This window comes from Pseudomonas sp. LFS044 (genome assembly GCF_047978245.1).
Lineage (GTDB): Bacteria > Pseudomonadota > Gammaproteobacteria > Pseudomonadales > Pseudomonadaceae > Aquipseudomonas.
Genome location: NZ_JBFPFX010000022.1, coordinates 17409 through 37808 on the forward strand (window position 1 = coordinate 17409; position 20400 = coordinate 37808).

The 20400-nt window shown below is 59.5% G+C and carries 14 protein-coding genes and 1 other RNA gene; 5 read left to right on the plus strand and 10 right to left on the minus strand.

The features are described 5' to 3' along the window. The first annotated feature begins 8 nt into the window (after positions 1 to 8). The 4 genes from ACNQPL_RS18360 (at position 9) to ACNQPL_RS18375 (ending at position 7721) form a co-directional block, all read left to right on the plus strand. Positions 9 to 2408, plus strand: coding sequence for a type I restriction-modification system subunit M (locus tag ACNQPL_RS18360; protein ID WP_416467502.1), 2400 nt, complete (start codon positions 9 to 11; stop codon positions 2406 to 2408). Continuing rightward, positions 2405 to 3601 (plus strand): restriction endonuclease subunit S, encoded by a 1197-nt coding sequence (locus tag ACNQPL_RS18365; RefSeq protein WP_416467503.1) that lies wholly within the window; start codon positions 2405 to 2407, stop codon positions 3599 to 3601. The genes ACNQPL_RS18360 and ACNQPL_RS18365 overlap by 4 nt, the downstream gene beginning before the upstream one ends. A gap of 300 nt (positions 3602 to 3901) precedes the next feature. Further along, complete coding sequence (locus ACNQPL_RS18370; RefSeq protein WP_416467504.1) at positions 3902 to 7009, plus strand: type I restriction endonuclease subunit R; 3108 nt, start codon at positions 3902 to 3904, stop codon at positions 7007 to 7009. Continuing rightward, complete coding sequence (locus ACNQPL_RS18375; protein ID WP_416467505.1) at positions 6999 to 7721, plus strand: M48 family metallopeptidase; 723 nt, start codon at positions 6999 to 7001, stop codon at positions 7719 to 7721. Before ACNQPL_RS18370 ends, ACNQPL_RS18375 begins: the two co-directional genes overlap by 11 nt. Positions 7722 to 7847: 126 nt before the next feature. Here the strand turns inward: ACNQPL_RS18375 and ACNQPL_RS18380 are convergent, their stop codons facing one another. The 10 genes from ACNQPL_RS18380 to ACNQPL_RS18425 form a co-directional block, all read right to left on the minus strand. Further along, positions 7848 to 8147: a hypothetical protein gene (locus tag ACNQPL_RS18380; protein ID WP_416467506.1), complete on the minus strand. Its 300-nt coding sequence runs from the start codon at positions 8145 to 8147 to the stop codon at positions 7848 to 7850. Next, positions 8144 to 9124, minus strand: a complete 981-nt coding sequence (locus tag ACNQPL_RS18385; protein WP_416467507.1) for an integrase — start codon at positions 9122 to 9124, stop codon at positions 8144 to 8146. Before ACNQPL_RS18385 ends, ACNQPL_RS18380 begins: the two co-directional genes overlap by 4 nt. Positions 9125 to 10073: 949 nt before the next feature. Then, a complete protein-coding gene (locus ACNQPL_RS18390; protein WP_416467508.1) occupies positions 10074 to 11330 on the minus strand; it encodes an integrase domain-containing protein in 1257 nt (418 codons plus the stop codon). Positions 11331 to 11517: 187 nt separating this feature from the next. Next, positions 11518 to 11909: a transfer-messenger RNA gene (gene ssrA, locus ACNQPL_RS18395) on the minus strand. 95 nt (positions 11910 to 12004) lie between these two features. Further along, positions 12005 to 12298 (minus strand): hypothetical protein, encoded by a 294-nt coding sequence (locus ACNQPL_RS18400; protein ID WP_346615310.1) that lies wholly within the window; start codon positions 12296 to 12298, stop codon positions 12005 to 12007. 200 nt (positions 12299 to 12498) lie between these two features. Beyond that, entirely contained in the window at positions 12499 to 12747 is a 249-nt protein-coding gene (locus ACNQPL_RS18405) for a DUF3077 domain-containing protein (RefSeq protein ID WP_416467510.1), read from the minus strand. A 4-nt stretch (positions 12748 to 12751) separates the two neighbouring features. Further along, positions 12752 to 13021, minus strand: coding sequence for a hypothetical protein (locus ACNQPL_RS18410; RefSeq protein ID WP_387531806.1), 270 nt, complete (start codon positions 13019 to 13021; stop codon positions 12752 to 12754). A 547-nt stretch (positions 13022 to 13568) separates the two neighbouring features. Next, positions 13569 to 16379: an FAD-binding and (Fe-S)-binding domain-containing protein gene (locus ACNQPL_RS18415; protein ID WP_416467512.1), complete on the minus strand. Its 2811-nt coding sequence runs from the start codon at positions 16377 to 16379 to the stop codon at positions 13569 to 13571. Positions 16380 to 16467: 88 nt separating this feature from the next. Continuing rightward, on the minus strand, positions 16468 to 17613 hold the full coding sequence (lldD, locus tag ACNQPL_RS18420; RefSeq protein ID WP_346615314.1) for an FMN-dependent L-lactate dehydrogenase LldD: 1146 nt from the start codon (positions 17611 to 17613) through the stop codon (positions 16468 to 16470). A 61-nt stretch (positions 17614 to 17674) separates the two neighbouring features. Beyond that, positions 17675 to 19345, minus strand: coding sequence for a lactate permease LctP family transporter (locus tag ACNQPL_RS18425; protein WP_387531812.1), 1671 nt, complete (start codon positions 19343 to 19345; stop codon positions 17675 to 17677). 253 nt (positions 19346 to 19598) lie between these two features. Here ACNQPL_RS18425 and ACNQPL_RS18430 point away from each other — a divergent pair, with 253 nt between their 5' ends. Next, complete coding sequence (locus ACNQPL_RS18430; protein ID WP_346615316.1) at positions 19599 to 20366, plus strand: FCD domain-containing protein; 768 nt, start codon at positions 19599 to 19601, stop codon at positions 20364 to 20366. Positions 20367 to 20400 lie beyond the last annotated feature (34 nt).

The window sequence follows — 20400 nt, forward strand, 5'->3', positions numbered from 1 at the left end:
CGAACCACATGGCCATCAAAAAATCAGAACTCTATTCCTCTCTGTGGAAATCCTGTGACGAGCTGCGTGGCGGGATGGATGCCTCACAATACAAGGACTACGTCCTTGTGCTGCTTTTCGTAAAGTACGTTTCAGATAAGTATGCCGGCGATCCCAGCTCACTGATCGAGGTTCCCGAGGGTGGCAGTTTCGCCGACATGGTGGCGCTTAAGGGTGACAAGGAGATTGGCGACAAGATCAACCAGATCATCGCCTGTCTGGCCGAAGCCAACAACCTTACCGGCGTCATCGACGTCGCCGACTTCAACGACCAGGAGAAGCTCGGAAAAGGCAAGGAGATGGTCGACCGCCTGTCCAACCTAGTCAGCATCTTCAATACACCAGGGCTGGATTTTCGCGGCAACCGCGCCCAAGGCGATGACATCCTGGGCGATGCGTACGAATACCTGATGCGCCACTTCGCCACTGAGTCCGGCAAGAGCAAGGGGCAGTTCTACACTCCAGCAGAAGTGTCGCGGATCATGGCTCAGGTCATCGGCCTAGCCGGTGCTACCGACAGCAAACAGAGCATCTACGATCCGACCTGCGGCTCTGGATCGCTGTTGCTCAAAGCCCACGACGAAGCCAAGAGCATCACCGGCCTCGACTTGGCCATCTATGGCCAGGAAATGGACAACGCCACCAGCGCCTTGGCCAAGATGAACATGATCCTGCACGACTGCCCGACGGCGGAAATCTGGAAGGACAACACCCTGTCCGCGCCACATTTCAAAGACCCAATGGGAAACCTTAAGCTGTTCGACTTTATCGTCGCCAACCCACCGTTCTCCACCAAGGCCTGGAGCAATGGCTTCAATCCAGCCGAGGATGACTACAACCGCTTCAGCTACGGCATTCCACCCGATAAGAACGGCGACTATGCCTTCCTTTTGCACATGCTCACCTCGCTAAAAAGCACAGGCAAAGCAGCGGTGATTCTTCCGCACGGCGTGTTGTTCCGTGGCGGCGCCGAGGGGGTTATCCGCAAGCGCATCCTCCAGCAGGGCTATATCCAAGCCATCATCGGTCTACCGGCCAACCTTTTCTTCGGTACGGGTATTCCCGCCTGCATCATCGTTCTGGACAAAGCTGGCAGTGCAGGGCGCAAGGGCCTATTCATAATCGACGCCAGCAAAGGATTTATCAAGGACGGCAACAAGAACCGCCTGCGCGAGCAGGACATCCACAAGATCGTCGATGCCTGCTCACAGCAGCGCGAGCTGCCCAAGTTCTCACGCTTGGTACCGCTGGCCGAGATTGAGGCCAACGACTTTAACCTGAATATCCCGCGCTATATCGACACCAGCGAAGCGGAAGACCTGCAAGACATAGACGCCCACCTGCACGGTGGCATCCCCGAGCGCGATGTGGATGCCCTGCGAGCCTTTTGGGATGTGATGCCCAACCTGCGCGGTTCACTGTTCGCCCCGCTACGCCCCGGCTACCTGCAACTTAAGGTACCGCGGGCCGAGATTAAGCCCAGCATCTTTGCCCACCCCGAGTTCACTGCCTTTAATAAGACTATCAGCGTCCTGTTCGAAGACTGGCGCAACGAGCATCGCCCATGCCTGCAAGGCATCACTATTGGTGATCGGCCTAAGGCACTGCTGAATACCCTGGCCGAAGATATGCTGCACCGCTTCAAGTCCGCACCGCTGCTGGACGCCTACGACGTGTACCAGCACCTTCAGGACTACTGGTATGCCACCTTGCAGGATGACGTGTATCAACTGGTGATCGACGGCTGGCAGGCGCTGGTCACCAGCGGCCCGACCAAGGGAGAACCCAATACCGACTTGCTGCCGCCCGAACTGATCGTGCGCCGCTATTACGCTGCCGATGCCTCAGCTATCACCGAGCTGGAAGCCAAGCGTGATTCCATCAGCCGCGAGCTGGAAGAGCTGGACGAGGAGCAGGGCGGCGAAGACCGCCCACTGGCCGAAGGCAAAACAGACAAAGGCAAGCTCACCGCCGCCAGCGTCAAGGCACGCCTGAAAACCATCAAAAATGACCTCGACGCCGATGAGGAACGCCAGGCCTTGGAACAGTGCCTGGCATTAATCGAGCACGAAGCCGAGGCCAGCAAAAAGGTCAAAGCCGCGCAGAAAACATTGGACGCTAAGGTGCAGGCCCACTATGCCCAACTCAATGAAGGTGAGCTGAAATCTCTGGTGGTGGACGACAAATGGCTAGCCACCCTGCAAGCCGATGTGCAGACTGAATTGGATCGGGTATCTCAAGCCCTCAGTGGTCGTATCCGCCAATTGGCCGAACGTTATGCTATGCCCCTGCCGGCGTTGAATGCTGAGGCGGAGGCGCTGGCTGCCAAGGTCGGTGCTCATTTGGTGAAGATGGGGTTTGTGGTATGAGTGCGGAGGTAAAACCAGGATTCAAGCAGACTGAAGTTGGTGTCTTGCCAGTGGACTGGGAGGCAAAAAAGCTCGGTGAGGTGGCAAGCTTCCGCACTGGCCCATTTGGCAGTGCACTCCATAAATCCGACTACACCAATGATGGCATTCCTGTTGTTAATCCGATGCATATTTTGGATGGCAGGATAGTTCCGACTACCTCTATGACAATTACTGAAGAGGCGGCGGAGGGCCTTGATGAATTTCGGCTAAGCCCTGGCGAGGTTATCATTGGTCGACGGGGCGATATGGGGCGCTGTGCGGTTGTGTCTGAACGCGAAAGAGGGTGGCTCTGCGGTACCGGCTCGATGATTGTTAGACCATTTGCGTCGGTAAATGCGTACTTTCTTCAACGAGTTCTCTCCACCCCCTCTGTTATCAAGGCGATTGAAGACTCCTCTGTCGGCTCGACCATGATCAATTTAAATCAAGGGACTTTAAGTAACTTGGTCGTTCAAATGCCACCATTCGAAGAGCAGCGATCCGTAGCTTCCAGTCTCTCCGATATGGACGCCCTGATAAGAAATCTAGATCAGCTAGTTACCAAAAAGCGCGACATCCATCAAGCGGCTATGCAGCAACTCCTCAGCGGCCAGCGCCGCTTACCAGGATACAGTGGGAATTGGGAGGTGAGGCTCCTGGAGGAAATTGCGCACATAAAAACTGGCAGTAAGAACAACCAAGACAAAGTCGAGAACGGTGACTATCCATTCTTCGTTCGATCCGCAAGCGTTGAGCGAATAAATAGTTATTCACATGATTGCGAGGCGATTCTTGTCCCTGGAGAGGGCGGAATTGGTAGCATTTTTCATTATGTCAATGGGAAATTTGATGTCCATCAGCGTGTATATGCTATTTCTCAGTTCGTAGAGAACGTATCTGGAATGTATGTCTATCTCTATATGAGTGTTCGCTTTGGTGCACATGCCATGCAAAACTCTGTAAAGGCAACCGTAGACTCGCTTCGGTTACCTACATTCCAAGTGTTCGAGGTCCTGCTTCCTCCGACGAAAGAAGAGCAGACAGCTATTGCGCAAGTTTTAACCGACATGAGCAGCGAGCTTGCCAACCTCGAAGCCCGCTGCGCCAAAGTCCGCCAGCTAAAGCAGGGTATGATGCAGGAGCTTTTGACCGGCCGAATTCGACTTGTTTGACGCAGGTCGTTGCGATGTTGAATCAGCTCGCTAAAGGGTTGCTTTAGCTACACTATGGCCCCAATCTCGGGGCCGTAGCAGTCAACCTGGTTGCCCGGAATCTGCAGTGCATCCACTGGGCGCCCTGACTAGCAAGGGCGCCTCGTATTCCCCGCGGACGAGACACCAGCTAAAAAGCTGCTTCAGTTCCTCAACAGGGAACTATCTGGGGGGCTATCATGGAGCGGCTGTTTGAGACCAATTCGAAGCGCATTGCGGATAAATTGCGCTAACTCTCACTAGGAAAAGGAAGCGGCCTCAATGAGTACCGTTGGCCAGATCGAAAAAAGGACCCAGCGGCGCGTTGCCAAGCTGTTTCAGCAGACGCTGGGCTATGAGCACCTTGGCGACTGGGCCGAACGCCCGAACAACGGCAATATCGAGCCGGAGTTGTTACGCACCTGGCTGATAGATCAGGGCGTGGAGGTCAATCTGGCCAGCCGAGCCTTTTTCGAGCTAAACAAGGCCGCCAACGATGCCAGTAAGGGCCTGTATGATCGAAACAAGGCGGTGTACGAGCTGCTGCGCTATGGGGTGAAGATCAAGCCGGAAGTTGGGGAAAACACCCAGACCGTCTGGCTGATCGACTGGAAGCATCCTGAGCGCAACCACTTCGCCATTGCCGAGGAAGTCACCGTAAAGGGTGCTGATGCCAAGGCAAATACCAAGCGCCCGGATATCGTGCTCTATGTGAATGGCATTGCGCTAGGCGTGTTAGAGCTCAAGCGCTCCATGGTGGCAGTGAACGAGGGCATCCGTCAGAACCTGGATAACCAGAAGGCCGAATTTATCCAACCGTTCTTCTCCACCATGCAATACGTGATGGCCGGCAACGATACTCAGGGCTTGCGTTACGGCACCATCCAAACCGGAGAGAAGTACTACCTGACCTGGAAAGAGGAAAACGCAGACAGCACCGCTGCCGATAATCTGCTGGATAGCCATTTGCTTCAGCTGTGCAACAAAACGCGGTTTCTGGAGCTGATTCACGACTACATCGTGTTCGACAGCGGAGTAAAAAAGCTCTGCCGGCACAATCAGTACTTTGGTATCCGCGAAGCGCAACGCTACCTGCGTCGACGTGAAGGTGGGATTATCTGGCACACCCAGGGTTCGGGCAAATCGTTAACCATGGTCTGGCTGACCAAGTGGATTCGGGAAAATATCCAGGACTCGCGGGTGCTGGTCATCACCGACCGGACTGAGCTGGATGAGCAGATCGAGAAGGTGTTTGGCGGCGTCAACGAGCAGATTTACCGCACCACCAGCGGTGCCGATCTGATCGACAAAATCAACCAGCCCTCGCCTTGGCTCCTTTGCTCGCTGATCCACAAGTTCGGTGCTCGTGAAGATGCAGATGTAGAGGGCTTTGTGGAGGAGCTGCGTAAGAGCCTGCCTCAAGACTTCCGCGCTAAGGGCGATCTCTATGTGTTCGTCGATGAGTGTCACCGCACTCAATCAGGTGAGCTGCACAAAGCCATGAAGATGATTCTGCCTAATGCAGTGTTTATCGGGTTTACCGGTACGCCGCTGCTTAAGGTCGACAAACAGAAGAGCATCGAGGTGTTTGGCCGCTACATCCATACCTACAAGTTCAATGAAGCCGTGGCCGATGGTGTGGTGCTCGACCTGCGCTACGAAGCCCGCGATATCGACCAGAACATCACATCACAGAAGAAGATCGATCAATGGTTTGAGGCCAAAACCAAAGGCCTGAACGACCTGGCCAAGGCTCAGCTGAAGCAGCGTTGGGGCACCTTGCAAAAAGTGCTGTCGAGCCAGTCACGGCTGGAGAAAATTGTCGCCGACATCCTTCTGGATATGGCTACCAAACAACGTCTGGCCGATGGCCGAGGCAATGCCATGTTGGTAACCAGCAGCATCTTTGAAGCCTGTAAGTGCTACGAGCTGTTCAGCAAAGCGGGAATGGGTGACAAGTGTGCCATCGTCACCAGCTACAAGCCATCGCCTGCCGACATAAAGGGCGAGTCAACCGGTGAAGGGCTGACCGAGAAGCTGCGTCAGTATTCCATCTATAACCAGATGCTCGGCGACAGAGATCCGGAGACCTTCGAGAAGGAAGTGAAGCAGCGTTTCATCAAGGAGCCAGGGCAGATGCGCTTGCTCATCGTGGTAGACAAGCTGCTGACCGGCTTCGACGCGCCCTCCGCGACCTACCTCTACATCGACAAGCAAATGCGTGACCATGGCCTGTTCCAGGCCATCTGCCGGGTCAATCGCCTCGATGGCGAGGACAAGCAGTATGGCTATATCATCGACTATAAGGACTTGTTCAAGCAGCTGGAAGGCGCCATTGGTGACTACACCAGTGGTGCGCTGGACGGCTATGACGAGGCCGATGTGGCTGGTCTTTTGGGAGATCGTCTAAGCAAAGCACAGGAAGACCTGGAGGATGCCCGCGAGGCGATAAAGGCCTTGTGCGAACCAGTGGAGCAACCGAAGGATACACCAGCTTATCTACGCTTCTTCTGCGGCAGCGAGTCGGGTAACACCGAGCAGCTCAAAGCTAATGAGCCCAAGCGCCTGAACCTATACAAGATGACCTCAGCGCTGATCCGCTGCTTCGGCAATATCGCCAATGAGCTGGAAGAGGCGGGTTACAGCAACAAGGAGATCAGCCAGATTCAGGTCGAAGTCGATCACTTCTCCAAGGTTCGTGATGAGGTAAAGCTCGCCAGCGGTGACTACATCGACCTCAAAGCCTACGAGCCGGACATGCGCTTTTTGATCGACACCTACATCCGTGCTGAAGATAGCGAGAAAATCTCTGCCTTCGACGATATGTCGCTTATTGAACTAATCGTTGAGCGCGGTGTGGGTGCAATCGACACGCTGCCAAAGGGCATTCGCAAAAGCCAGGAGGCCGTGGCCGAGACAATAGAGAACAACGTGCGCAAGTTGATCATCGACGAGTCACCGATCAACCCGAAGTACTACGAGACCATGTCCTCGCTTCTCGATGCGCTGATCGCCAAGCGCAAGGAAGACGCTATCAGCTATCAGGAATACTTGGCAGAGTTGGTGGAGATTACCAAGCAGGCGAAGAACCCCAGCAGTTCCAACAGCTACCCAGGCTCGATCAACAGTAATGCCCGCAAGGCGCTCTATGACAACCTGAGGCAGAACGCCGGTCTTGCATTGGCCGTGGACGCTGCCGTGCTAGATAGCCGGCAGGACGACTGGCGGGGCAATGCTATGAAGATCAAACGCGTGCGCCTAGCGATCAAGAACGTGTTGGATCAGTGGGGCAAAGAGTCCGCTGAAGCCCTGGGCGACTACATAACAGGACGAGATAACGAGTGGCTGGAAGCCTTACTGGAACTGGTAAAGCATCAGCATGAATACTGAGTCGCGAAACATCACGGTCAGCGGTTTGATCGTGGAGATCGTGCGCAAACCGATCAAAAATTTGCACCTAGGCGTATATCCGCCTCATGGACGTGTGCGTGTGGCGGCACCGTTAACGGTAGATGACGAAGCTGTACGCCTGGCAGTGATCGGTAAGTTCGGCTGGATCAAACGCCAGCGCGCAAAATTTCAGGCACAGCCCCGGCAATCAGAACGGCTGCTGGTCAGTGGTGAAAGCCATTACTTCCTAGGCCGTCGCTACCGCCTGCGCGTTCACGAAACTACTGGGTCTCTGCGCATTGCTCTGCGCGGTAAAGCCACTATGGATCTGTTCGTTCGCACCGATACCGCAGTCGAACGCCGTGCGCAGGTGCTACAGGATTTCTACCGTGCCGAACTGAAACGTCTAGTGCCGGAGCTGCTGGAAAAATGGCAGTTGAGATTAGGAGTTGAAGCGCGCGCTTGGGGTATTAAGCGGATGAAGACGAAGTGGGGCACCTGCAACATTGAAGCCAAGCGCATATGGCTCAACCTGGAGCTAGCCAAGAAGCCCGTGCAGTGTCTGGAGTACATTCTGGTGCACGAACTGGCCCACCTGCATGAACGCCACCACAACGCCCGATTCATCAGCCTGCTAGATCAGCATCTCCCTCAATGGCACCTGTTGAGGGAGCAGCTCAATAGCTCTCACCTTGCTGACGAACGCTGGTAACCTCCGACACCTAGAAAGGCCCCGGTGGATTGATCCGTCGGGCTTTTCGTTTCAGTTTACTTTGCCCCCCATACAATCTGACACCTACAGCAGCCTAGCACGGGTGGGGTTGGTTCGATGGGACCGCTATGATTTTTCCATGCACCGCCCACAGAGTTTGAATACCCATGATTTTTCTAACCGGCGAGCGAGCAGCCGCACGGTCAGCAGATAGTAATACCGCGTCGCCTCGCGGCGTCGGTTTAGGCGATGCTCAAGAAACCAATCCACATGTTTTTTCTGCCAAGCCCAAGGCGTCTGTCGATGCCAACGCTCTGAGATTTCTGCTTGAATGACTCTCGCCTGCCGCAAATGGCGTTGTTGTGTGGAGTGCGATCCGGTCAGCACCGCAGCCAAGAACAGCTCCATATCGAATGCCTTATTCATCTGCGACCTCCTACGTAGGCAGCGACAACGTCGATCCGACCGTGCCCCAGCTCATAGCTGATTTGCCGTCTGGCTTTACGATCAAGGTTTCTATCTGCCAAGGAGCATTGGCCACCGTTGATAGGCGCGCGATGTTGGGTGATTTGCTCATAGCGTTCACATGCGTACGCCGCTCGTAGCTCATGGAAGCCTTTGAGGTTCTGTGCGTGCAGGATGTCCCGTGCCGGGCGGACTATGTCCTGCAGAACGTCAAAGTAGCTTTCGTGTAGCGCAATCAGGTTACGGCTGCCCGCAGGCGACACCTGCCGTGCAAACCCAAGCGCACCTCGAATATGGTCGTCCACCGCAATCCAACGCGGTGCCGAAGCGCCGGAGCGACCGCCTTTGGTGCCATCCTGGATGTTGATCCTGCCCAGATCGTTAGCCTCACGGCCTAGCCGTGGCAGGTCCGCCAAGATGGTCTCACGCAGGCGCATGCCGGTGGCTCGCGCCAACAGTACGATCGCGGCGGCCCGTCTCTGGTCACGGCTGCAAAGCGCATCGACGATCTGCTTAACCTGTTTGTGATCCTGGCCCTGCGGGATCGCGTGACGAACCCCGCTGCGCTGCATACTCAACGCCTTGCTCGGACTGGGCAATTTCACGCACTGATCACCGCGAAGCGCCGCCATGGTCCTGTTAACGCTGGATAGGCGGTTTTGTGCGGTACTGACAGCAAGGTCGCCGCGCCTAACCACGTCGCGCAGATACGCCGCATAGTCCGCCAGTACCTTCCGATCAATCTGCCGCGCATCATTGATTCCGGGCCCTTGTTCGGAACGACACCACTTGGCGAATGCCTGCCACCGATCACAGTGTGCCCTCACCGTGCTGTAGTGGCCGCCGCCGAACATGTCTTTCAACGCCTGCGGCCCTGCATAGCTCAGTTGCCTGCCGTAACCGAAATTGCGGCCATCGCGTCTACCCACCAATGCCATGTCAGTCGCCTCATCATCCGCTCTCCGATCCTCGCCCCACGTCATCCCGCCAAGAATGCTGAGTGTTATCAGGGATCAAGGCCCCTGCGACCTGTGGGGAATGTCCTCTACGCTGGACTGGCGGCTCCTTACGACCGGGAGCAAGGGCATCTCATGATCTGGCCTCCTGAGCACCGTTACCGGTGGGCGGGTGGAGGCAGCATTGGCTGACGAGACCAGCGCCTGGAGATCCTGAGCCACGAGCAAGCAGCGATGCGATGACCGGGGCATGCCTGACTGTCAGTCAGGTGCAGTCCATTCCTTGGTCTGCGGCACCATCATCTGCATGGCTGTTGCTGGTGACATCGGCGTTTGTCACGCCGATTGTCACGAGGGGGATTGCCGCAAAGCCTCGTGCTATCTGGGCTGCAGCAGTGATAGAAGTGCCCGTCTCTTTCCTGGAGAAAGAGACGGGCACAGGTTGGCGCAATATTCGGCCAAGCGGATAGGTTGCTGCAGGGCAGCGCAATAGGAAGTGTCGTCTGGCGCAGGAGGGCCATGAAATGTAGTTGGCATCCATCACCGGGGAGGTGACCGGGCGAGCTGCCGGATGCGAATCGCCCTTGGGGAGAACCACCGCGGGGCGGCGTGACCTTTAAGGTTAGGGTCACCTGGGGTGCTGTCATCGACAGCCTTTGCACGGCCAGTTCTACGCCTGTGGATAAACCCGGTCAAGGGCCGAAATTCAGCGCTCTTGGGACGTGAAAAGCGGTTATCCACCGGTGGAATTCCATGGTAAATCCCGGACAACTTCGTGGCTTTTAGCTCTTCAGAGTAAGGTCCATCCAAACAGGGCGGCTTTGCAGCCCTGTTTGGATGGACCCGCGCTGAGAAGCGGATAAATGAGGCTGCTTTCCCTGAATCTTGAGCGCTCAGTTGCTGTCGCCGCCGTTATTGCGCCTGTAAAGCTCTAGCGGATCGGCACCACGTTCTTGTCTCTGACTTGGCCATATGCGGAGGCGAGTAGGCTGCCGGTGGCGGCTTTCTGAATGTACTCACTCCACCACGCCATCATCGGTCGTCGGCGCTCGATGTAGTCGGCTCGGTTGTAGGCGCTTCGCACCTCATCCTTGTCGACATGCGCCAGTGCGACCTCAATAAGCTCCGGGTCCCAGCCATGCTCATTCAAGATGGTGCTGGCCATCGAGCGCATGCCGTGGCTCACCAACCGATCCTGGAAGCCCATACGTTTCAACGCCATGTTGGCGGTCTGGCTATTGGCGTGGGTGCGCGGATTTCTGTCTGCCGGGAAGACGTACTCTCGATGACCGCTGTGAGTCTTCAGTGACTCCAACAGCGCGACCGCGTGATCACTCAACGGAATGCTGTGTGGGCGGCGCTTCTTCATCCGCTCCGGTGGGATAGTCCAGACACGCCTTTCAAAGTCGATATCAGCCCAGCGAGTGGTCGCTGCCTCAGCAGGACGAGTCATGGTGTGCAACTGCCATTCGATCAGGCAGCGGGTAGTGCGTTTGATGCTGGCGTTCGCGATCTCAAGCATGAGCTCGGGGAGTTCTTCTGGCGGAAGAGCTGCCATGTTCTCTTTCTTGGGCTTCTTGAAGACTGCCCTGATGCCGCTGAGCGGGTTGGCGAAGATCAGGCCGGAATTTACGCCGTAGGTCATGATCTCGTTCAGCCGCTGACTAAGGCGCTTGACCGTCTCTAGGCTGCCTTTCGCTTCAATTGGACGAAGCAATGCGATCACCATCGGCGCGGTGATTTTTGCGAGTGGTGTCGTCCTCAAGTCGGGCAGTACGTGCAGCGTGAGCGACCGCCAAATGTCCTCGGCATAGGCCGGGGTCACCGAGTCTTTCTTGAGCTCGAACCACGCGGTGGCCACGTTCTCGAAGGTGTGTTCCGTTTCTGCGCGTTTGGCTTCATTCAGCGTATTGCGCTGCACCTTAGGATCGATGCCCTGGGCGAGTAGCTCGCGGGCCTCGACTGCCATTTTTCGTGCATTAGCCAGTGACAGTTCGGGGTAGGTCCCAAAGCCGATGTTGATGCGCTTCTTGGTCACCGGTTCGCGGTAGTTGAAATTCCACAGCAACGAGCCGTTGCTACGTACGCGGAGCTGCAAACCGTCACCGTCAGTGAGGACGTAATCCTTGGACGCCGGTTTGACTCCCTTGAGCTGTCGATCGGAGAGGCGGAGGTTTTGAGCAGGCATGAGATTGTCCTCAGGCACTGATTCGGTATTCCAAAGATTAGCACCGGGTGAACTGGAATACCGTCTGGAATACCCGAATGGCTGGAACTCAAAAACTCTCAAAAGACCGTAAAAGCGCTGGAGGCCGCGTATTTACTGGATCGCAGGCACAAAAAAAGACGCCCTTGGACGTCTTTTTTTGATCATTTGGTGGAGCCGGGGGGATTTGAACCCCCGTCCGCCAGTACTCCGCTGTCGGTACTACATGCTTAGCCGTGTCTACTGATTTAATCCGCAGCCGCCCGACGGGCAGGGTGCTTTGGATGAGTTGGGTAAGTTTTAGTCGCTTTGCCCCCAACGTGCTACACGACGATCCTGTTCTGTATGACAATCATTTCGGGTTTACAGGCATCCCCTGATGATTGCTGGAGCCGAAGCTACCAGGAGAGCGGGCTCAGCTGCTTACGCAGCGAGAGCGTAACCCTCGTAGTTTTCGTCATTGGCAACTATAGAAAGTTGCAACAGTGGATTTACGAGTTCTGTTACCAACTCGGCATGCACCTAGAGTTTCGCTACCGGCGTCGAATCCTAATCGGCCCCACACTCAGCTCTAGCTGACCGTACCTTTCGGCACGTGGGCTGAGTATACGCGCTAAAGCGGGCGGCGTCGACAGCAGGTCGCCGCCCGCTTCAGTTCAGGCACCGCTGCCGCCGGCAGAGCCGCTGCCTTTCTCGGTTTTTTCCAGGCGTTCGAGCACTTTGCTGGTGATGGCAATGCATTCTTTGGTGTCGCCAGAGGCTTGGGCGGCCTTGGCTTTGTCGACTTGTTCGGTCAGGGCCTTGTCCAGGCCTTCTGATGTGGCGCCGGCGGTGGCCATGCTGTCGTCGATCTTCTGCAGGTTGCTGGTGCAGAGGTCGTCGGCAGCGAACACCGGGGAAGCCAGGAGGGTAGCGGCCGCGAAGAGGGCCGAAAGCGCGGTACCTTTCATGGGTGTCTCCTTGAAGGCCTCTGGAAGGTGGGCCTGTAAGGGTGGACTGCTGGGGTTTGGCGTGGGTTCAATCGGTGTGCTGGCTAGGGGACATGACTGTGTGTGGCGGGATGTTGCGGGCGAGGGCTTTGCCCTCGATTCGCGGGGCAAGCCTGCCCCCACAGGATGGATGTGCTGGGCCTGTGGGGGCGGGGTGGCGTTTAGTGAGGTTTGCTCAGGCCGCGTTCCATGTCGTCGATGAGTGCCTTGGCCATCTCGCTGAGGATGCGTGCCGCGCTGCCGGCCTGGCGGTCGTTTTCCATTTCGGCTTCGGTGGTGAGGTGGCGGATGCAGCCGAGCAGGACTGACAGCTGGCTGAAGGCGTGGTCGAAGGGGACGCCGGGTTGCAGGCGGAAGAGGTCGAATGATTCCTTGCCTGCGGTGGTGATCTTTTTCAGTTCGTCATGCATGGGGTCACCTCTGCCTTTGCGCGTTGTAGAGGTCGGTCAAGGCGTGCTCGATCAGCGCTCGGGAGGTTTCGGAGGCGTGGGCGGCGTTGCTGAGCATGTTCAGGCCAGGTTCGCCGGCGTGGGTGCGGCAGTGTTCGTCGATGGTTTCGGCAACGCCGCGCAGCAGTTCGCTGGCGTGAGCGAGTGCGTCGGGTGTGGGCATGTCGCTGTGGATGGAGAAGTAGGGGTTGGCGATGACGCGCAGGCGGGGTGGGTCGGGTACGATTTTCTTCATGATGAGATGCTCGTGTAGTGAATGACATCACCACCTGCATCCTTTCTCACGAGATAAAGGTGGCAACCGTACGAGGGTGAGAAATCCGAGACACGAGCACTCGGCCAGACCGAAGTCTGCCTGCGTACGGCTGCCATAACGCACTGCCGCAAGTCGTGAAGTCGGGTTTCTCACGCCCGGTCGCCTTATAGGGCGACGGGGAAACCTTATCTCTGGGTTATTCAACCGACAATGAAGCGACTTCCGACAAGCTCGTAGGATAATTCGACACGCGTCCTGAACTGAAGCATTTGGTTGCAGGTTAGGAAATGTCTTACGGCTGGAGGAAGTGGGCGAGGGCTTTGCCCTCGATCGCAGGCAAGCCAGCTCCCACAATGGACCATGCCAGGCGTTAGATAGTGCGGGCGGGTGACCGGGGTGGGGAATGTCTTACGGCTGGAAGGCGTGGGCGAGGGCTTTGCCCTCGATTCGCGGGGCAAGCCCGCTCCCACACCGATCACGCAAGCTTGAGTAAGACAGTTGCTCCCACAATGGACCATGCCAGGCGTTAGATAGTGCGCGGGCGCGTGACGCGGTCTACCAGATAGACGAGGCCGTGATAGTCGATGCCGCTGTGGGTGGACAACCCGATCTCGCAGGTGCGGCTGGTGGAGATGCCTTCGCTGCAATATTGCACCGCATCCTTGAGGCTGCGCAGCGAGTGGGCGTTGAGCTCCGGGGTGGTAAAGCCTTTGTCACCGGCAAACCCGCAGCAATGAATACCTTCCGGTATCACCACCTGCTTGCTGCAGCGGCGGGCCAGGTCGATCAGTGCCTGGCTTTCGCCCAGGTGCTGGGTGCTGCAGGTCACGTGCACGGCTACCGGCTCTTCCTGCGGGGTGAACTCCAGTTTGTCCAGCAGGTGGGTGCGGATGAAGCGCACCGGGTCGTACAGGTCGAGGCGGGTGTCGCCCAGGTCCTGTACCAGGCGCAGGGTGCAGGGGCTGGTGTCGCAGTAGATCGGGTCGAGGCCGCCGCGGCTGGCGTGCAGCAGGGCATTGATCAGCTCTTGGCGCTTGTGCTCGGCTTGCTCGGGGTAGCCTTTGGAGGCGAACGGCTGGCCGCAACAGAGGCTGTCGGCGTTGTCGGGGAACACCACCTGGTAACCGGCTTTTTCCAGCAGGGCGCGGGTCTTGTCGAGCAGTGAGCTTTGCTCGCGGTCGGCGAAGGCGGGGCCCATTACCCGCGATACGCAGGCGGCCAGGTACACCACGCGGGGGCGGGCGTCGTTGCTCGCGGGGCCGAAGTCGATACTGCGCAGCGGTTGCGGCATGGCCGGGGTCCATTGCGGCAGGCGGCCTTTACTCGCCTTGCTCAAGGCCGCGCTCAGGCGGCCCAGGCGTGGGGCGCCCAGCAGCTTGCGGGCGGTATTGGCGGCCGTCAGGGTCAGGCGGGCGCCGCCCAGCGCGGTGGCGAAGTGGTCGGCCAGCCAGTCGGCCGTTTTTGCGTGATCGGCCGCCTGGGCGCGCAACTTCTTCACCAGCTCGCCGGTGTTGATGCCAACGGGGCAGCGCTGGGCGCACAGGCCGGTGGCGGCGCAGGTGTCGATGCCTTGGTACTGGTAGGTTTGCAGCAGTTCGCGGGTGTCGATGCCGGCGCGTTTTTTCGCCTGAATGTCACGCCACATGACGATGCGCTGGCGGGGGCTGAGGGTCAGGCCCTTGGACGGGCACACCGGTTCGCAGAAGCCGCACTCGATGCATTTGTCGACGATTTCGTCGGCGGCTGGCAGCGGCTTCAGGTGCTTGAGGTGAATGGCGGGGTCTTCACTCAATACCACGTCGGGGTTGAGGATGCCGTTGGGGTCGAGCAGGCGCTTGAGCGCCCACATCAGCTGGTAGGCATCATGGCCCCACTCCAGCTCCACGAACGGCGCCATGTTGCGGCCGGTGCCGTGTTCGGCCTTGAGCGAGCCGCCGAACTCCACCGCCACCAGCTGCGCCACGTCGTCCATGAAGGCCTGGTAGCGCGCCACTTCTTCGGCACTGTTGAAGCCCTGGGTGAAGACGAAGTGCAGGTTGCCTTCCAGCGCGTGGCCGAAAATGATCGCCTCGTCGTAGCGGTGCTTGTCGAACAGCTGGATCAGGCGGTTGACGCCTTCGGCCAATTGTTCGACGGGGAAGGTCACGTCTTCGATGATGACGGTGGTGCCGGTCTGGCGCACGGCGCCGACGGCGGGGAAGGTGTCCTTGCGGATTTTCCACAGCTGGTTGTACACCGCTGGGTCTTCGCTGAACTCGACCTTCTGCTCTAGGGGGTATTCGCCGATGGAGGCCATGACCTGTTGCAGTTGCTCGTGCAGCAGCGACTGGCTGGCAGCGCGGGACTCGATCAGCAGGGCGCAGGCGTTGGCCGACAGGCCTTTTACCCACAGCGGCATGCCGGGCATGTTCTGCACCGAGCGCAGGCTGCGGCGGTCGAGCAGTTCCACGGCTGAAACCGGCTGGCGCTTGAGCACGGTGACTGCGCGGCAGCAGCTTTCGACGCTGGGGAATACCAGCAGCGCGCTGGCCTTGTGCGGGTGGTCGGGGACGGTGTCGTAGGTGACCGCGCTGATAAAGCCCAAGGTGCCTTCGGAACCGACCAGCAGGTGCTGCAGGATATCCAGCGGCTGGTCGTAGTCCACCAGTGCATTGAGTGACAGGCCGGTGGTGTTCTTCAGCCGGTATTTATGCCGGATGCGCTCGGCCAATTCGGTGTTGGCGCGGGTTTCGCGGCCCAGCCGGGCGAGGGCGGCGAGCAGGTCGGCATGGCTGCTTTCGAAGGCCGCCACGCTGGCCGGGTCTTCGCTGTCCAGGCGGGTGCCGTCAGCCAGCACCAGGCGCAGGCCGGCCAGGGTGTGGTAGGTGTTCTGCGCTGTGCCGCAGCACATGCCGCTGGCGTTGTTGGCGACGATGCCGCCGATCTTGCAGGCGTTGATCGAGGCCGGGTCCGGGCCGATCTTGCGACCGAACGGCGCCAGCCAGGCATTGGCCTGGGCGCCGATGACGCCGGGTTGCAGGCGGATCTGCTCGCCCTGGCCACGGATTTCCTTGCCGCCCCAGTTGTCGCCGAGCACGATCAGCACCGAGTCGCTGATGGCCTGGCCAGACAAACTGGTGCCGGCGGCGCGGAAGGTGACCGGCACCCGCTCGCGCTGGGCCAGGTGCAGCAACCCGACCACTTCGTCCTCGGACTCCACGCGCACCACCAGCTTGGGGATCAGCCGATAAAAGCTGGCGTCGGTGCCGAAGGCCAGGGTCGAGGTAGGGTCGTCGAAACGGCGGTCGGCGGGTATCAGGCGCTCGGCATCACGCAGGAATGCGGCGGGCAGGCTCATGCAATCTCCTCGCGGGGCCACGGCGTCTGGCGCGCCGTGTGCCCCGGTCATTCAGGCAGCTGTTGTAGGTGTCGGCACTTGCGGGTGCTCAGGCGCCCAGTTCGCGGACCAGCGAATCGCGGCTGATCTCGCTGATCGACTTGGCGCCGGTCAGCACCATGGCCACGCGCATCTCCTTCTCGAACAGTTCGAGCAGGTTTTTCACGCCGGCCTGGCCATGCACGGCCAGGGCCCAGAGGAAGGCGCGGCCGATCAGCACGGTGTCGGCGCCCAGGGCGATCATGCGCACCACGTCGAGGCCGCTGCGGATGCCCGAGTCGGCGAGGATCTTCAGGTCGCCCTTCACCGCGTCGGCAATCGCCGGCAGGGCGCGTGCGCTGGACAGCACGCCGTCGAGCTGGCGCCCGCCATGGTTGGAGACGACGATACCGTCGGCGCCGAACTTGACCGCGTCACGGGCGTCGTCGGCGTCGAGGATGCCCTTGATGATCATCGGGCCGTCCCAGAATTCGCGGATCCACTCCAGGTCCTTCCACGAGATCGACGGGTCGAAGTTGTTGCCCAGCCAGCCGATGTAGTCGGCCAGGCCAGTGGGATTGCCGCGGTACTTGGAGATGTTGCCCAGGTCGTGCGGGCGGCCCATCACGCCAACGTCCCAGGCCCACTCGGGGTGGGTCATGGCTTGCAGCACGCGGCGCATCGGCCCGTTGGCGCCGCTCATGCCGGAGTGCGCGTCGCGGTAGCGCGCGCCGGGCACCGGCATATCCACGGTGAACACCAGGGTTTTTACCCCGGCGGCCTTGGCCCGCTCCAGGGCGTTGCGCATGAAGCCGCGGTCCTTGAGCACGTACAGCTGGAACCACATCGGCCGGTTGATGGCCGGGGCGACTTCTTCGATCGGGCACACCGACACGGTGGACATGGTGAACGGGATGCCATGCGCGGCTGCCGCGCGGGCCGCCTGCACTTCGCCGCGGCGGGCGTACATGCCGGTGAGGCCGACCGGGGCCAGGGCCACTGGCATGCTCAGGGTTTCGTCGAACAGCCGGGTCTCGAGGCTGAGTTCGGACATGTTCTTCAGCACCCGCTGGCGCAGGGCGATGCCGGCCAGGTCCGAGACGTTGTGGCGCAGGGTGTGCTCGGCGTACGCACCGCCGTCGGCATAGTGGAAGAGGAACGGAGGCAGCTTGCGTTGGGCCGCGGCGCGATAGTCGGTGGAGGCGGAAATGATCATGGATTCTCGCAGCGTGGGTTGAAGGAGATGCCGGGCGCGCGGGCGCCCGGCCCCTTTCACTTTAGTGATGAACGAGCATGCCGGTCAGCCAATAGGCCTGCACCAAGGTGATCAGGCCGACGATGGTGGCGAAGAACAGGCTGTGCTTCACGGTGAAGCGGAACAGGTCGGATTCCTTGCCGACCAGGCCGGTGGCGGCGCAGGCCACGGCGATCGACTGTGGCGAGATCATCTTGCCGGTTACGCCGCCGCTGGTGTTGGCGGCCACCAGCAGGGTGTCGTTGACCCCGATCTGGTGCGCGGTGGTGGCTTGCAGCGAGCTGAACAGGGCGTTGGACGAGGTGTCCGAGCCGGTCAGGAACACGCCCAGCCAGCCGAGGAACGGCGAGAAGAACGGGAACGCGGCGCCGGTGCCGGCAAGTACCAGGGCCATGGTCGACGACATGCCCGAGTAGTTGGTGACGAAGGCGAACGCCAGCACCATGCCGATCGACAGGATCGGCCAGCGCAGCTCCCAGAAGGTCTCCTTGAAAGTGGTCAGACCAGTTTTGAAGTTGATCTTGAGTACCGCCATGGAGATCAGCGCAGACAGGAAGATGGCGGTGCCGGTGGCGGAGATCGGGTCGAGCTTGAACACCGCTGGCATGGCGGTGGGTGCGGTGACGATCGGTGCGGTCTTGACCACCAGTTGGTCGAGGTGCGGGATGGCGAAGTTGAACACGAAGTTGTACATCGCGCCGCCCGGGGCGAAGGCCGCCTTGAACGGTTTCAAGGTCCAGATGGTGACCAGCACGGTGAGGATCAGGAACGGCGACCAGGCTTTGAAGATCTCGCCGAAGCTGTACGGGCTCGGCTGGCTGCCAGTCGGTTGCACAACGGCGGCGCCGACGCTGGCCTTGGCTTCTGCGAACGAGCGCTTTGGCTGCCAGACTTTCAGGAACAGGGTGAGGCAGATCAGGCTGGCCAGGGCCGAGGTGATGTCGGGCAGTTCCGGGCCGATGAAGTTGGAGGTGAAGTACTGGGTGACGGCGAAGCTCAGGCCGGCGACCAGGGCGGCGGGCCAGGTTTCTTTCACGCCGCGCAGGCCATCCATCATGAACACCAGCCAGAACGGCACGAACAGCGACAGCAACGGCAGCTGGCGGCCAGTCATGGCGCCGATGTGGAAGGCGTCGATGCCAGTCACCTGGCCGGCGACGATGATCGGGATGCCCAGGGCGCCGAAGGCGACCGGCGCGGTGTTGGCGATCAGGCACAGGCCGGCGGCGTACAGCGGGTTAAAGCCCAGGCCCACCAGCAGTGCGGCAGTGATGGCTACCGGGGCGCCGAAGCCTGCCGCACCTTCGAGGAAGGCACCGAAGCAGAAGCCGATCAGCAGCACTTGCAGGCGTTGGTCGTCGGTGATGGACAGCACCGAGCTGCGGATCACTTCGAACTGGCCGCTCTTGACCGTGAGTTTGTACAGGAACACCGCGGCAACGATGATCCAGGCGATTGGCCAGAGGCCATACAGGAAGCCGTAACCTGCAGCGGCGAGGGCCATGTCGACAGGCATCTGGAATGCGAAGATCGCCACCAGGATCGACAGACCAAGGGTAATGCTGCCAGCGACGTGGCCTTTGAGGCGGAACACGGCGAGGGCGAGGAAGAAGAACACGATGGGGATGACCGCCGCCAGTGCGGACAGGCCAAGACTACCAAGCGGGGAATAGAGTTGTTGCCAGGTTTGCATATGGGGTAACCCCTAATTGTTGTTGGTCAGCACTGGCATTGGATAATTGGTAATACCAATTTACAATGTCTGGACGCTAGGTTAAAAGCGCGGTTGCGGGTGTGTCAATTTGTCCCGTGCAAAACTTTGGTCGTGTGCCGATGAGCGGGCGTGTTATGGCGTGGGAAAATCGTCGGCTGATGGGTGCTGGCGTGACCTGGATCGGCGAGAATAGAGGCCCCTGAAACTGCCGGGGGTTTGTGGAGAGTGTGTGATGGTTTTTGATCAGGTCCGCCAACGGCGCCTGTCCGACGACATCGTCGATCGGTTGGAAGGGATGATTCTCGAAGGCACGCTGACCTCTGGCCAGCGGCTGCCGGCTGAGCGCGCCCTGGCCGAACAGTTCGGCGTGTCGCGCCCGTCACTGCGCGAGGCGATCCAGAAACTGGTGGCCAAGGGGCTGCTGGTCAGCCGTCAGGGTGGCGGCAATTATGTGGCCGAATCGCTTGGGTCGACCTTCAGTGACCCGTTGCTGCAGTTGCTTGAGCACAGTGCAGAGGCGCAGCGCGACCTGCTGGAGTTCCGCCATACCCTGGAGGCTTCATGCGCCTACTACGCGGCGCAGCGTGCCACCGAGCCTGATCGTGCGCGCCTGAAGGCAGCGTTCGATACGTTGCAGGATTGCTATGCGCGGGCTGACGAGGTCACGCGTGCGGAGGAGGGCGCAGCGGATGCGCGGTTCCACCTGGCGATTGCCGAAGCCAGCCACAATGCCGTGCTGCTGCACACCATTCGCGGGTTGTTCGACCTGCTCAAGCGCAACGTGGTAACCAACATCGGCGGCATGTACCAGCAGCGTACCGAAACGCGGGACATGCTGATCAGCCAGCACCGCGAGTTGTACCAGGCGATTGTGGAGGGCAGGGCAGAGGCGGCGCGGGAGGTGTCCAGCCGGCACATTCTGTATGTGCAGGAGGTGCTGGAAGAGGCGCAGCACGAAGCGCAGCGCGTGGCGCGCGCAGAGCGACGCAGCGGGCGCTGAGAATCGTTGTGGCACTACCGGCCTCTTCGCGGGG

Coding starts and splice junctions, on each gene's coding strand:
- ACNQPL_RS18360 (WP_416467502.1), top strand. CDS start 9: ATGGCCATCAAAAAATCAGAACTCTATTCCTCTCTGTGGAAATCCTGT.
- ACNQPL_RS18365 (WP_416467503.1), top strand. CDS start 2,405: ATGAGTGCGGAGGTAAAACCAGGATTCAAGCAGACTGAAGTTGGTGTC.
- ACNQPL_RS18370 (WP_416467504.1), top strand. CDS start 3,902: ATGAGTACCGTTGGCCAGATCGAAAAAAGGACCCAGCGGCGCGTTGCC.
- ACNQPL_RS18375 (WP_416467505.1), top strand. CDS start 6,999: ATGAATACTGAGTCGCGAAACATCACGGTCAGCGGTTTGATCGTGGAG.
- ACNQPL_RS18380 (WP_416467506.1), bottom strand. CDS start 8,147: ATGAATAAGGCATTCGATATGGAGCTGTTCTTGGCTGCGGTGCTGACC.
- ACNQPL_RS18385 (WP_416467507.1), bottom strand. CDS start 9,124: ATGGCATTGGTGGGTAGACGCGATGGCCGCAATTTCGGTTACGGCAGG.
- ACNQPL_RS18390 (WP_416467508.1), bottom strand. CDS start 11,330: ATGCCTGCTCAAAACCTCCGCCTCTCCGATCGACAGCTCAAGGGAGTC.
- ACNQPL_RS18400 (WP_346615310.1), bottom strand. CDS start 12,298: ATGAAAGGTACCGCGCTTTCGGCCCTCTTCGCGGCCGCTACCCTCCTG.
- ACNQPL_RS18405 (WP_416467510.1), bottom strand. CDS start 12,747: ATGCATGACGAACTGAAAAAGATCACCACCGCAGGCAAGGAATCATTC.
- ACNQPL_RS18410 (WP_387531806.1), bottom strand. CDS start 13,021: ATGAAGAAAATCGTACCCGACCCACCCCGCCTGCGCGTCATCGCCAAC.
- ACNQPL_RS18415 (WP_416467512.1), bottom strand. CDS start 16,379: ATGAGCCTGCCCGCCGCATTCCTGCGTGATGCCGAGCGCCTGATACCC.
- lldD (WP_346615314.1), bottom strand. CDS start 17,613: ATGATCATTTCCGCCTCCACCGACTATCGCGCCGCGGCCCAACGCAAG.
- ACNQPL_RS18425 (WP_387531812.1), bottom strand. CDS start 19,345: ATGCAAACCTGGCAACAACTCTATTCCCCGCTTGGTAGTCTTGGCCTG.
- ACNQPL_RS18430 (WP_346615316.1), top strand. CDS start 19,599: ATGGTTTTTGATCAGGTCCGCCAACGGCGCCTGTCCGACGACATCGTC.